The organism is Microcoleus sp. B6-A1, assembly GCF_036705085.1.
In the GTDB taxonomy this organism is placed as follows: Bacteria; Cyanobacteriota; Cyanobacteriia; order Cyanobacteriales; family Microcoleaceae; genus Microcoleus.
Genome location: NZ_JAUBTU010000022.1, coordinates 75,588 through 88,345 on the forward strand (window position 1 = coordinate 75,588; position 12,758 = coordinate 88,345).

Here is a 12,758-nt window from a genome sequence, read left to right on the forward strand (position 1 = left end):
ATCAACCCACCTATCTGATGAATTCTTTGTTATTTGTTGATATTAGCACTTCTCAAATGCCGCTCCAACTAAAGACAAAGCCACAATCGGAGCTGTCACCGCTCTCAGAATTCTACTCCCTAAAGAAACAGTTTCAAAACCCAATTCGATCGCTCTTTGCACCTCACCTTCAGTCCATCCACCCTCCGGCCCAACAGCAATCACAATCGCTAATTCCTCCCCATCTTGCTCCCCCCTTATTAAGGGGGGCTGGGGGGGATCGAATTCTTCCTCCCCCCTTATTAAGGGGGGCTGGGGGGGATCGAAACCAGTCGCTCCATCTTGCTCCCCCCTTAACAAGGGGGGCTGGGGGGGTTCTAAATTACCCAACAAACAATCCCACAAATGCCGATTTTCCCCGCGAGCAACACAAATATATCGATATTTTTGACCGCAATCTTTCACAGCAACATCAAACGAAACAGGCTCTAAAATCGTCGGCACAAATTGACGTTCCGACTGTTCCGCCGCCTCCGCAGCAATTCTTCTCCACCGATCGACTTTTTGATCGCTTGGTTTGAGCAAAGTTCGATCGCTCGTTACGGGCACAATACTTGCCACACCCAACTCCGTCGCCTGTCTCACAACCTCGTCAAAGCCGTTTCCTTTGGGCAAAGCCGCCATCAAAGTTACTTCCACGGGTAGCTCCCTGTTCACAGCAATCTCCTCTGCTATCGAGGCAAATAACCCGGTTTCCCGTGCTTCTAGGACTGCTAACCACCAATGTCCCCGTCCGTCCATTGCAATAAATCGATCGCCCGCTTGCAAACGTAGCACTCGATTTAAATAATGCTGTTGTTCCCTAGTTAAGTCGATTTGGCGATCGCAAATTTGAGGGGGAGTAATTGCTAATCTTTGTAATTGAGGCATTGAATTTGGGATTATTCGTTTTTCTATTAGATTTTTTTTCTTTAACCGCAGAGAGCGCAGAGAACGCAGAGGAAGAGAGCATGAGAGGGGATAGGTAGGCGGGGTTTCAACTGTTCAAAAAACAATAAAGGCAAAGCATCTACAACCGGAATTATTTTACAAATTCACGTTTTTTTCTGCAAATGCTCTGCCTTTATATTACTTTTGCCAGAAGTCTATTGAATACAATCGAAAATCGGCTTATCCTTCCTCCTTAATCTTCTTTAAATAAGTGGAAATCGCTTCTGTAGCTAGCTGCGTGATCGGCTTGCCCTGACGGGCTGCTTCTTCCTTGAGCTCGTTGTAGATTTCATCGCGGACGCTAATTCGACGGCGGACTTTGCCACCGCCAGCAGTGGCAGTCTCATTTGCATCGTCGTTACTAGATGTAACTTCTAATTCATTAATCTCAGTTGTCATCGAGTCAGCAGATTGGTAGTTGGTTACAAATTGACGGATAGATTCTAACCCGACGCGATCGCAAAAATTGCCAAAACTCTCGCTCAGTTGCCGTTTTTGCTTGAAATAAACAAAAATCGGCTCCAGAAAAGCTTCAAAATCCTTGACGTGCAGCTTTTCCTCAATGGGTTTTGCCAGCCGCGTTTGTTCTGGAGAACCGCCCAGCCAAATCTGGTAGGATTCCGGGGAACTCCCGACAAACCCCAATTCTGCCATATAAGGACGGGCGCATCCATTTGGGCAACCAGTCATCCGCACCACCAAATGCTCGTCTGCCAAGCCCACTTTGGTTAAAAGTGCGCGAATCCGCTCTAAAATGCTCGGCATCACGCGCTCAGATTCGGTAATCGCCAGCCCGCAAGTCGGCATTGCTGGACACGCCATCCCATAGCGCACCAATGGGTCGATCGCAGTTTCCCGCTGAATGCCGCATCGATCGAGTATTCCCTGAATTTCCTGTTTGGTATCCGGCGAAACATCGTAAATCAGCACGTTTTGGTGCGGCGTCGCCAGTATCGGCAAGTTGTACTTCTGCACGATTTCCCGCAAAGCCGTTTTTAGCTGAAATGAACCTTCATCCTTAATCCGGCCATTATCCACGGAAATGCCGACAAACAACTTGCCGTCTCCTTGTTCGTGCCAGCCCAAGAAATCAAAATACTTCCACTCAGGCAGCGGTTTAAAGGCTTCTAGCGGCTTGCCAAAATATTCGGCTACTTTTTCGCGGAACCACTGTACGCCTTTGTCGTTAATCAGGTACTTCAGCCGCGCGTGCCGTCTGTCTGTGCGATCGCCAAAATCTCTTTGGGTTGCTACAATTGCCTTGACCAAATCGTAAACATCATCCTTGGCAACATAGCAAATCTCATCCGCAACCCGCGCAAAAGTCTCTTCTTTGTTGTGAGTTCGGCCCAAACCGCCGCCAGCAAACACGTCAAAACCTTGCAATTCCCCAGCTTCATTGGTAATTACCACCAAGCTCAAATCCTGAGAGTACAAGTCAATTGAATTGTCTCCCGGCACGGTAACGGAGCACTTGAACTTGCGCGGCATATAATGGCTGCCGTAAATCGGTTCTTCTTTGTCGTCGCTAAAGATTGTGCCGTTGCCGTTTTTCTGTCTGGCGGCCTTCACTGCTGGGTCTTCCTCGGCCGAAACAGCTTTTTCGCCGTCCAACCAAAGTTCATAATAAGCACCGGTTTGCGGTGTCAGCAAATCGGCGACATTGTTAGCGTATTGCAGCGCATACTGGTATTCGGGGCGATTTTTGTATGGTGCTGGAGGTGCCATGATGTTGCGGTTCAAGTCGCCGCAAGCTCCCAAGGTTGACCCCATATTTTTAATAATTGAGGAAAACACTGCTTTAAGATTTTTTTTCAACACGCCGTGAAGTTGGAAACCTTGGCGCGTTGTGATGCGGAGCGTGTGGTTGCCGTATTCTTCAGATAGCTTGTCTAAGGCTAGGTATAATTGCGGCGGAGTGAACCCGCCGGGATTGCGGGTGCGGAGCATGAACTGATAGTCTTTTTCTTGTCCTTTAACTCGATTGTCGCGGTTGTCTTGCTGGTACGAGCCGTGAAATTTGAGAATCTGAAGCCCCTCTTCGGTGAAGTGGGTTGTTTCTTGTAACAGTTCAGTCGCAACGGGTTCTCGTAAATAGTTGCTGCGTTCTTTGAGACCTTCTGATTTAGAGGGCTTGCGCGCAACAGGGGTTGAAGTGGAAGATGTGATCATGGGAATGTATAGTGCCAGTTATAATTAGATACAGCCGATCGAATATTTCTTGACAATTTGACACTTGACAAATTTGCACTTGACAAATCTCCTCAGAAATGCTGTGTCGGATCTGTTGACAACTCGGTTAACAACTAAGTTAACAAGTAAGTTAATAACGGTAATCCGCTAGGAATTCTGATGTTGTACTATTGTAACACGATCGAGCCCGGCCTGAAAAATTGTAATTAAGAGTTTATACTTTCGATTGCTTAAGTGTACGAAACTTTAGAAATAATTAACCTCAACCTTTGAAACTATGTCACTGTATGACGAAGACACATTTGTGGTTTTAGAAACAAACCAGCCAGAGCAGTTTTTGACTGCGGCGGAACTGTTAGAAAAGCTGAAAGCCGTGTTAGCCGAGGAACACGAAGATTTGCCGCAGGACGTGAATAAAATATCTGGCGTGGAAGCTCAAGCCAAGTATTTGATTGATACTTATTGTGAATTAGATGTCGGGCCTGGAAAATTTTTGCAGTGGTACGCAGTGCGTCTAGAAAAGTAATTTTGGCAATGCGGAACTGCGAATTGGGTACTTATACTGAGCGGAGTCGAAGTATCGGGCATCGGAAATTCGGAATTGGTAACAGTTAGCAGTTAACAGTCAAGAATTCTTGAATTCTTCAATTATTCAATCCAACCAAAATCCAAAATCCAAAATCTAAAATCCAAAATCGTTTAACTCAATCGGCGTAATTCCCCCGCTATAATGGTACTCCATTTAGCGCCGGGATATAAGCCGAGCAAAGTGTATGAAAAAAATCGAGAATTCCCGAATTTTCTAACAAAAAGGTGTAAGATATAAATGGTTGCGACCCACCCACTCGGCTGTAAACAAAAGGTCACAGTAGCAGTAGTATGCTTACCAAGGGAACTAGCGAGAGAAAGGGGGAAAGAGCAGACCGCTGGTTGGAAAGGTAACGCCCTGCCGTAAAAAATAAGCCATGTTTGCTGTACGAAGAAAGGTTTTTTGGTCTTGGGAAACAGGACTTCTGCGTGGATTCTCCTACGAAGGGGATAAAGGCTGCAAAGCTTTCTTATGCCGTGTAAGACTCGGATCGTCTTAGGTGACGAATACCCAGTAATGGGATACCCAACAGAGCAATGGCAGATGATACACGAAGCCTACACGCTCACCGAAGGTCAGTGCTAGGTATTTCACTCTTCTAACTGTTGAACCGATGATACTTCAACTGCGGTAACATCGATCGTACCGGGCGGTGTCAAGCGACTAAAATGACCTTCCTCTATTTTCAGAGGTTCGCCGCAGTTAGCACACTGACACTGAGTTTGATTTAAAGCTGTAAACTCGTATTGACAAACTGGACACTTATCTTCAATTAAATTGCGTTTCAGCCACCACTGAAGCGCGAAAAATGCGACTACAGGTGTCAGCAGCAAAAAAGCTACTACAATCAACAATGATTTAACTACCCAACCCAAACCAATTGACACCAACAAACACGCGATGCCCAGCAGTATCAGCCAATTACTAATACGGGGTAGCTTGAAAGATATTTTGGGGGTGCCTTGGTTCACGGTGGTCTCCTTGGGTGTCTTTGCAGGTAGGCATAACTCTATCCTACTCAGAAATTCAGGCGGTCGATCGAGTTAATTTTCCCATTGTACACCCAGAAACCGCTCTCTACGGCATAAGTTTATCTGAGTCAGAGGGTTGAAAAATTCCTTGTAAGGATTGACAAAGGGATTCAAAACTAAATCTTGCGAGGGTTTGTTCCCTCAACCAGTGGCGATCGCACCTTTTATCCTCCCCTCGCAGCATTTCTACACAAGCAACCGCTACTGCTGCCGAATCTCGGTGAGGAACTCGCCATCCCAGTTTACCATCTTGCAGCGGATCTGCCGACCCGTCCGCGTCTCCCGCCAGTACGGGTACTCCGCAAGCCAGCGCTTCCAAATAAACTATACCGAACCCTTCCTGGGAGGGCATTACATAAGCATCGGCCAACTGGTAATGTGCTGCTAAATTTTCTGTCGGTACAAAACCCGCAAATATTACTCTTTCGGCAACTCCCAAATCATCAGCGAGTTTGGCTAATCTAGGTCGATCGTCTCCTCTGCCAATAACTAAGTATTTCACATTCGGAAAAGTTTTTGCTATTTGCGGCAAAGCTTGAATTGTGACATCGACACCTTTGTAAATATCCGTCGATCGCAATCTGGCTACAGTCATCAATATTTTAGCACCAACCAAATTGTACTTCTCTAATAAATCCTGTGGCTTGGGCCCAGTGGTAAATATATTTTCATCTACAGTACAAGGCACTATTTGGAATTTTTCGGGATTTAAGTTGTTAATTTCGCAAGTACGCGCGGCGAAGCTATCCCGTAGGGAATCCCGCGTGTACCTGCTAATAGTCCAAATACTCTCAGCTTGTCTCATTGCTGTTTGATATTTGGGATCAAGCGGTTCCCAAACTTCCTTGCCATAAGTTAAAATTGTGTAGGGAATTCGCAGCGGCTGGCATAAAGTTTGAATTAGCGGTGCGAGTTTGATGTGACCGCAAAAAACCCGCTGTGGTCGTTTTTGCAGCAAGCGAGTTAGTAATACTGTAGCAAATTTAAGACGGCCCAACCAGGGCTTCTCGGTTTTGAGGTAATAAAATTTCAGATTTTTTGATTCGTAAGGATTGTTGCAGTCTGGGGAATCTCGCAACAGCAAAACTTCAGCTTGCGGCGGCGAGTTTGTCCCTGCGGTTATGGACAGGTAAGCTTTAAAAATGTCTTTAACGTAGGATTGAATGCCGCCTTCGCTGGCAAATATTTCTAGGAAACAGAATAGGTGATTTGTCGATCGCATCTCAGATTTAGGCATTGACAGCGCAGACAATTATTGCAGTATATAGCAATCCTCGCATCATCTCTGAATTTCTTACTCCCAAGCGAGCGAGTTCGGGGAGGGTTGGGGTGAGGTAAAAAATTTACGACTCCTGCAATGATTGCTATAGTGATTTTGCCAATCCGGGTATCGCCATTATCCAGAGCTTTTAAACCATGCCCTGATGACTGTAATTGCAGGTTTTACAGGCAAATATTTGACTTGCCTACTCTCACCGTTGGTTTTGAGCGGCGCTCTGCTTTCTAACTAGGGCTTTTTAACGGGCTGCATGGGTGAGCGCGAAGCTTTGCTTTCAGTTTACTATGAGCTACCGTTATTAACGGTAAACTTAATGATTTTTTACACTATCCTACCCCAAGCAAAATTTAAGATTTATTGAGTTGGCGCGGCGCGTCCGACCAGACCGAGGATTATCATATCGGTGCCGATTGAGGCGATCGCATCTTTAGTTTTTGGTAAAAGTATGGTCTATCCAAAGATAGATAGCGAGGCTGTTTTTAACTGTTATCATCAGCAAACATAGAGAGTTAAATTCAATATGACTCGACCAGGTTTTACAAGCAATTTCTGAAATATTTTGTTGAAAATATTCTGCTAAAACTTTCTCGCCAGGGGAAAATTTTAATGCTCATAAAGCATTTAAAAAATTCAAGCATCGTTGATTTCTGGAGCAGCGAGGAGCGATACTGGATATTCGTATCTTTTCTGTTTCCAAAAGCAGTCTAACGAGCCGAGCCAGAAAGTTTTACGAGCAGAAAAAAAACAAGGTATCGTACAATAATGTACGAAGAAAAGCAGACCCCTAAAACATTAAGTATTCGAGCTTAAACCTGACCAAAGCTAATGTTAGGTTGGCCACGTCATATTTACGAGTGACTCTCTCAAAACGAGAATTCATTGGAGTTTGAGGTGAAACGAGTAACGATCGCACTCAGTCTTTTTAGTCTACTCAGCAGCACTCTAGCAAGTTGCACCGCAGCTTCCCAGAACGCTCAAAACAGTATACAACCAAGCAGCTCCGAACTTTCATCAGTTGCTGTAGCAGTCCGTGACCTCGGCAATCCATTCTTCGTACAAGTTGGCAAGGGTGCTGAGGCCGCAGCCAAGAAAATCGGCGGTGCAAACGTGAGGACAACTCTCGTTTCCAGCGGCGACGATTTAAATCAGCAATTTAATCAAATCGAAAACTTTATTGCCTCTAATGTCAGCATGATTGTACTCAATGCTGCGGACACCAAAGGCATTGCCCCCGCTGTTGAAAAAGCCAAGCAAGCCGGAATTCCGATAATTGCAGTTGATACCGCCGCCGAGGGAGGCGTTGATGCGACAGTTACTTCAAATAACGTGCAAGCTGGCGAAGTAAGCTGTCAATATATAGCCGATCGCTTGCAAGGAAAAGGCAGCGTTGTGATTATCAACGGGCCTCCCGTCGCTTCAGTCGTCGAGCGAGTTCAGGGTTGCCAAAGTGTCTTCTCCAAATATCCCAACCTCAAGGTTCTTTCCAAAGATCAGAACGCTGAAGGCAGCCGCGATGGCGGGTTGAGAGTGATGAGCGATTTGCTTACTTCCTTCCCGAAAATTGATGCTGTTTTTGCAATTAATGACCCCTGTGCCATTGGTGCAGAATTAGCAGCCAAACAAGCACAAAGAAGCGAGTTCTTTATTGTTGGAGTCGATGGTGCACCTGAAGCTTTAGATGCACTCAAGCAGAACAACAGTTTATTTGTGGCTACAGCAGCTCAAGATCCATTTCGCATGGCAGCCAAAGCCGTTGAAGTCGGTAACGACATTCTCAAAGGCAAAAAGCCAGCCAATCCAAACATTCTGATTCCAGTCGCGCTGATTACCCGCGAAAACGTCAATCAACATAAAGGCTGGACAAGTGAGTGACCTTCTTCGTGTCAAGTTAAGACTAAAACCCTTGAGGAATCCCGTTTTTAGCCGAGTCTAGATCCCCCTAAATCCCCCTGATAGTCGGGGGACTTTGAGAAGAATCTTGTCCCCCCCTTCTTAAGGGGGGCTAGGGGGGATCTAAGTTTAATAGTCAAGCAGATTTTCTTACGGTATTTACGATGGTAAATAGCACTCAAGATTCAATTAAAACTAAGCCCGTCCTCGAAATGCAAGGAATTAAAAAAACCTTTAACGGTTTTGTAGCCTTGCACGATGTAAATATCACCGTTTACCCAGGCGAAGTCCACGCCCTCATGGGGGAAAACGGTGCGGGCAAAAGTACCCTGATGAAAATTCTGGCAGGAGCCTACATAGCCGATGCAGGCGAAATCAAAATTGACGGTCAAGCTGTTAAGATGACAGACCCCGCTCAAGCCAGAGATTTAGGCATAGCGATTATTTATCAAGAACTCAATCTCGCCCCCAATCTGACAGTTGCTGAAAACATTTTTATGGGCAGCGAGCTGAAGAAAGGAGGTACATTTTTAGACCAAGATGAAATGCGACGCAAGGCATCTGAGGTCTTGAAAAACCTTGATGCAAATTTTGAGGCGGGAGACCTGGTTTCGACACTTTCAATTGCCGAACAGCAGCAAGTAGAAATAGCTAGGGCACTCAAACACAATAGCCGAATTTTAGTGATGGACGAGCCGACGGCCGCGCTTTCAGACCGCGAAACAGATAAGCTTTTTGAAGTCGTTCGCCGCTTGCGGCAGGAGGGCATTGCTATTATTTATATCAGCCACAGGATGGCCGAAATTTATGCCCTTGCCGATCGCGTGAGCGTCATCCGAGATGGCGGGTATATTGGCTCTCTGGAAAAGCACGAAATTTCGGCAGAACGCCTGGTGGAAATGATGGTGGGTCGTTCTTTACAGGATTTGTACGAACACAAGCATCAAATAACACCGGGTGCAGTTGTTCTTGAGGTAACAAATTTAAGCGACGGCCACAAAGTAAAGCCTGCCACTTTTCAACTTTATGCGGGCGAAATTCTGGGTTTAGCGGGTTTAGTTGGCGCGGGGAGAACAGAACTTGCCCGCCTGATTTTTGGTGCGGATCGGAAGGTAAGCGGTGAAATAAAACTGGAAGGTCGTGATCTCAATGTCTCGACACCCGATGAAGCAATGGCCGCCGGAATTGCTTACGTGCCAGAAGATCGCAAGGCTCTGGGACTCTTTTTAGAGGCTAGTTCGGGTGAGAATATCACCATGAATGTCCTCGATCGAGAAGCAAAAGCTGGCATTATTAACTCAAATTTTCTGTTGAAAGTTGTCAATGATGCTATTAATAATTTGCAGATTCGCCTTGCAAGTCCGAGCATCAGGGCAATGGATCTTTCTGGTGGAAATCAGCAGAAGTTGCTGCTAGCCCGTTGGTTGGCTATCAACCCAAAGGTACTTTTGCTAGATGAACCGACGCGGGGTGTGGACATTGGGGCAAAAAGCGAAATTTATCGAATTATTAGCGATTTGGCAGCCAAAGGTGTAGCTATTTTAATGATTTCCAGCGAACTGCCGGAAATTGTGGGAATGAGCGATCGCGTCTTAGTGATGCGCGCAGGAAGCCTTGTCGGTGAAGTAGGCGGAGCGACTGGGGAAAAGATTACGCAAGAAAACATTATGGCTTATGCCACTGGTGCAAAAGAGGTAGTAAAATCATGAGTCAAACGCAAACAAAAACCAGCAGAAGTTCAGCGAGCGATCGGCAAAAAGGCAGTAAAGCTCAAGCTTGGAGAAATTTTATCCAAGTTGCCGGTATCCTGCCGATTTTGGTTGGTATCTGTATCATTTTTTCCCTGGTAACGCCCAACTTTCTTTCAGTAGGAAATTTGATTAATGTCATTCGGCAAGCATCGATCAATATTGTCCTTGCTACTGGCATGACTTTTGTGATTTTGACGGGCGGAATTGACCTTTCAGTCGGGTCAATTTTGGGCGTGACGGCAGTTGTCGGGGTGCTGGTTTCTTTAGTTCCAGGTCTGGGTTGGTTTGCTGTACCGGCTGCGTTAATAGCCGGAGTCTTTTTGGGATTGCTTAACGGCTCGCTAGTTGCCTATTTAGGTTTGCCTCCGTTCATCGTCACCCTCGGTTCTTACACAGCTTTGCGGGGAGTTGCTTATTTAGTAGCTAACGGCACTACCGTTATCAATAGAAATCTGAATTTTGCTTGGGTAGGCAACAATTATCTGGGCCCAATTCCCTGGTTGGTTGTTATCGCTTTCCTCGCCGTTTTAGCGAGTTGGTTTGTTTTGCGGCGGACTGTTCTCGGAAGGCATATTTACGCCGTGGGTGGCAACATTCGGGCAGCACGATTGACAGGTATTAAGGTGAGTCGGGTGCTGTTATTTGTCTATGGCGTGAGTGGGTTGCTTGCTGGTTTAGGTGGAATTATGAGCGCGTCGCGCCTCTATAGTGCGACGGGGATGTTGGGGCAAGGCTACGAATTAGATGCGATCGCTGCTGTAATTTTGGGAGGAACGAGTTTCACAGGTGGGATTGGCACTATTTGGGGTACTTTGCTGGGGGCTTTAATTATTGCCCTGCTCAATAATGGACTAACTCTCATGAACGTGTCTTTCTTCTGGCAGTTAGTTGTGAAAGGTTTGGTGATAATTATTGCAGTGACGATCGACAAAGTTCGCACCGGTTCAAGTGCAGCGTAGGGGAAGCCAACCCTCCCCTGCCCCCCCAAGGGGGAAAAGGAAGAAGGAAGTTCGGCAAAGGATTCTGTAACGAATTTAACGGATGTAACTGAGATATTGCACCTTTCTCAATTACTTGTTTAGGAACGGGCAAGATGCCCGTTCCACAAAGAGTAAATTTTCTTGTGGAACGGGCAAGATGCCCGTTCTTGAGAATGATGCAAGATCGGGTCTTTATGCGGAGCTTTGTCCTATGCACATCCAGTCTCAATTACTTGTTTAGGAACGGGCAAGATGCCCGTTCCACAAAGAGTAAATTTTCTTGTGGAACGGGCATCTTGCCCGTTCTTGAGAATGATGCAATATCGGTTTTTATGTGGAGCTTTGTCCTATGCAGATCCAGCATTTTTATCACCTAATTACTGCTTTTATCCTGGGTTCACCTGCTCTATTTCTACTAACATCATTCCCAACTTTTGCTGCACCAATTGATAGCTCAGTTGCTCCTGAACCGTTAAATACCTTGACAGAAAAACCCTTCGCGCAGGTGAATTCTGTCTCTCAACTCTCGGATGTAAAACCCACTGACTGGGCGTTTCAGGCGCTGCAATCTCTAGTAGAACGCTACGGCTGCATTGTTGGTTATCCTGACGGTACCTACAGAGGAAACCGAGCGCTGACGCGGTACGAATTTGCAGCAGGATTGAATAGCTGTCTCGATCGAGTCAGCGAACTAATTGCCGCAGGAACAACCAACCAGATTACTGGGGAAGATTTAGCGATCGTCCAAAAGCTGCAAGCAGAATTTGCCACTGAATTATCGGTGTTGCGGGGTCGAGTCGATACTCTTGATGCACGCACAGCCGAACTAGAAGCGAATCAGTTCTCGACTACGACGAAGCTGAATGCGGAAATTATTGTGGTGGTAACAGATACCTCCGGTAACAGTGTTGGGGATTCGCGCGATCGCACCAACACTATTGTTGCCAACCGGGGGCGATTAAATTTTGAAACCAGCTTCACCGGTCGCGATATGCTCAGAACCCGTTTGGAATTCGGCAACTTGGGCAGGAGGATTGCCGATGAGACGGGTACAAATATGACGGCCTTGAACTTTGATGGCAATGTCGATAACACAATCACCGTCCCTCACGTATTGTATGTGACCCCGCTGACCTCTAATCTGGCGCTGACCGTCGGCCCCACAGGTGTCGGGTATCCCGATATTACGGATTTGCTGACTCCTCCCACGATCGCCAGCGATAGTGAGGGAATTCCCTCGAAGTTCGGACAATACAATCCCCTCTACCGCCGGGGAGGTGGCGGTGCTGCTGTCAACTGGACGATCGTCAAAAACCTCACCCTGACTGTGGGCTATGTTGCCGGCAATCCCAATCTCTCGCAGCAAAGTAACGGTTTATTCAACGGTTCCTACAATGCTTTGGTTCAGCTTGCCTACCGGGGCGATCGCGGAGCCATTGGCGTAGCCTATTCTCGTACCTTTGCACCAAGCGGTAAAGCCGATCTCACAGGCGGTACGGGCAGTTTTCTGGCTGCGCGACCCTTTGGGGACAATATTGCTACATCCAGCGATTCTGTAGGCGTACAAGGATTCTACCGCCTTGCTCCCCGGTTGCAAGTTCACGGTTGGGGCGTTTATACTCGCGCCAATGCCGAAAATTCCGGTGTTAGCAGCGTTTCTGATGGTAGAGGTGGCGTGGTTTTGTTAAATGTTGACGGCAAAGATCGCGCCGATATTGTGTATGCAGCGATCGGGATAAGTTTCCCAGATGTGGGAGGTGAAGGCAATCTACCGGGGATTTTAGTGGGTTTACCAGGTCGCGTGACGAGCAGTAATGTGCGCCGCGAGCGAGATACTTCCTATCACATTGAAGCCTTCTATCGCTTTCAGGTCAACGACAACATTTCTATCACCCCTGCTGCTTGGGTCGTTGTTAATCCTGAGAATGACAGTCGCAACGACACTCAATGGGTTTGGTTGCTTCGCACTGGCTTTAACTTTTAACCGGAAAGATATTTTACTAAGGAATGAGAATTAAATAACTTCCACTCTTGAAAGTGGGATGGGCGTCCCGCCCGTCCTTTTTGGACGGGCGG

General features: G+C 46.7%; 9 protein-coding genes. 5 read left to right on the forward strand and 4 right to left on the reverse strand.

What is annotated here, in order from left to right:
* Nucleotides 1–42 precede the first annotated feature (42 nt).
* Both QUB11_RS10605 and sir read right to left on the reverse strand, forming a co-directional pair.
* A complete protein-coding gene (locus tag QUB11_RS10605; RefSeq protein WP_333207072.1) occupies nucleotides 43–909 on the reverse strand; it encodes a 16S rRNA (uracil(1498)-N(3))-methyltransferase in 867 nt (288 codons plus the stop codon).
* A gap of 240 nt (nucleotides 910–1,149) precedes the next feature.
* Nucleotides 1,150–3,141, reverse strand: coding sequence for a sulfite reductase, ferredoxin dependent (gene sir / locus QUB11_RS10610; protein WP_333207071.1), 1,992 nt, complete (start codon nucleotides 3,139–3,141; stop codon nucleotides 1,150–1,152).
* Nucleotides 3,142–3,439: 298 nt separating this feature from the next.
* Between sir and QUB11_RS10615 the strand changes: the two genes are divergently transcribed.
* Entirely contained in the window at nucleotides 3,440–3,688 is a 249-nt protein-coding gene (locus QUB11_RS10615) for a chlororespiratory reduction protein 7 (protein WP_333207070.1), read from the forward strand.
* A 653-nt stretch (nucleotides 3,689–4,341) separates the two neighbouring features.
* Here QUB11_RS10615 and QUB11_RS10620 read toward each other — a convergent pair.
* Entirely contained in the window at nucleotides 4,342–4,722 is a 381-nt protein-coding gene (locus QUB11_RS10620) for a hypothetical protein (RefSeq protein WP_333207069.1), read from the reverse strand.
* Between the two features lie 106 nt (nucleotides 4,723–4,828).
* Nucleotides 4,829–6,019 (reverse strand): glycosyltransferase family 4 protein, encoded by a 1,191-nt coding sequence (locus tag QUB11_RS10625; protein WP_333207068.1) that lies wholly within the window; start codon nucleotides 6,017–6,019, stop codon nucleotides 4,829–4,831.
* Between the two features lie 933 nt (nucleotides 6,020–6,952).
* On the opposite strand from QUB11_RS10625, the gene QUB11_RS10630 reads away from it, so the two are divergent.
* The 4 genes from QUB11_RS10630 to QUB11_RS10645 all read left to right on the forward strand — a co-directional run bounded on the left by QUB11_RS10630 (nucleotide 6,953) and on the right by QUB11_RS10645 (nucleotide 12,666).
* Nucleotides 6,953–7,933 (forward strand): ABC transporter substrate-binding protein, encoded by a 981-nt coding sequence (locus tag QUB11_RS10630; protein WP_333207067.1) that lies wholly within the window; start codon nucleotides 6,953–6,955, stop codon nucleotides 7,931–7,933.
* Nucleotides 7,934–8,115: 182 nt separating this feature from the next.
* A complete protein-coding gene (locus tag QUB11_RS10635) occupies nucleotides 8,116–9,660 on the forward strand; it encodes a sugar ABC transporter ATP-binding protein (RefSeq protein ID WP_333207066.1) in 1,545 nt (514 codons plus the stop codon).
* Nucleotides 9,657–10,661: an ABC transporter permease subunit gene (locus tag QUB11_RS10640; RefSeq protein WP_333157368.1), complete on the forward strand. Its 1,005-nt coding sequence runs from the start codon at nucleotides 9,657–9,659 to the stop codon at nucleotides 10,659–10,661. The genes QUB11_RS10635 and QUB11_RS10640 overlap by 4 nt, the downstream gene beginning before the upstream one ends.
* Before the next feature lie 370 nt (nucleotides 10,662–11,031).
* Nucleotides 11,032–12,666: an iron uptake porin gene (locus tag QUB11_RS10645; RefSeq protein ID WP_333207065.1), complete on the forward strand. Its 1,635-nt coding sequence runs from the start codon at nucleotides 11,032–11,034 to the stop codon at nucleotides 12,664–12,666.
* Nucleotides 12,667–12,758 lie beyond the last annotated feature (92 nt).

What these genes read in the sequence shown, in the direction of transcription:
- QUB11_RS10605 (WP_333207072.1), bottom strand. Translation starts at nt 909, where the DNA reads ATGCCTCAATTACAAAGATTAGCAATTACTCCCCCTCAAATTTGCGAT.
- sir (WP_333207071.1), bottom strand. Translation starts at nt 3,141, where the DNA reads ATGATCACATCTTCCACTTCAACCCCTGTTGCGCGCAAGCCCTCTAAA.
- QUB11_RS10615 (WP_333207070.1), top strand. Translation starts at nt 3,440, where the DNA reads ATGTCACTGTATGACGAAGACACATTTGTGGTTTTAGAAACAAACCAG.
- QUB11_RS10625 (WP_333207068.1), bottom strand. Translation starts at nt 6,019, where the DNA reads ATGCCTAAATCTGAGATGCGATCGACAAATCACCTATTCTGTTTCCTA.
- QUB11_RS10635 (WP_333207066.1), top strand. Translation starts at nt 8,116, where the DNA reads ATGGTAAATAGCACTCAAGATTCAATTAAAACTAAGCCCGTCCTCGAA.
- QUB11_RS10640 (WP_333157368.1), top strand. Translation starts at nt 9,657, where the DNA reads ATGAGTCAAACGCAAACAAAAACCAGCAGAAGTTCAGCGAGCGATCGG.
- QUB11_RS10645 (WP_333207065.1), top strand. Translation starts at nt 11,032, where the DNA reads ATGCAGATCCAGCATTTTTATCACCTAATTACTGCTTTTATCCTGGGT.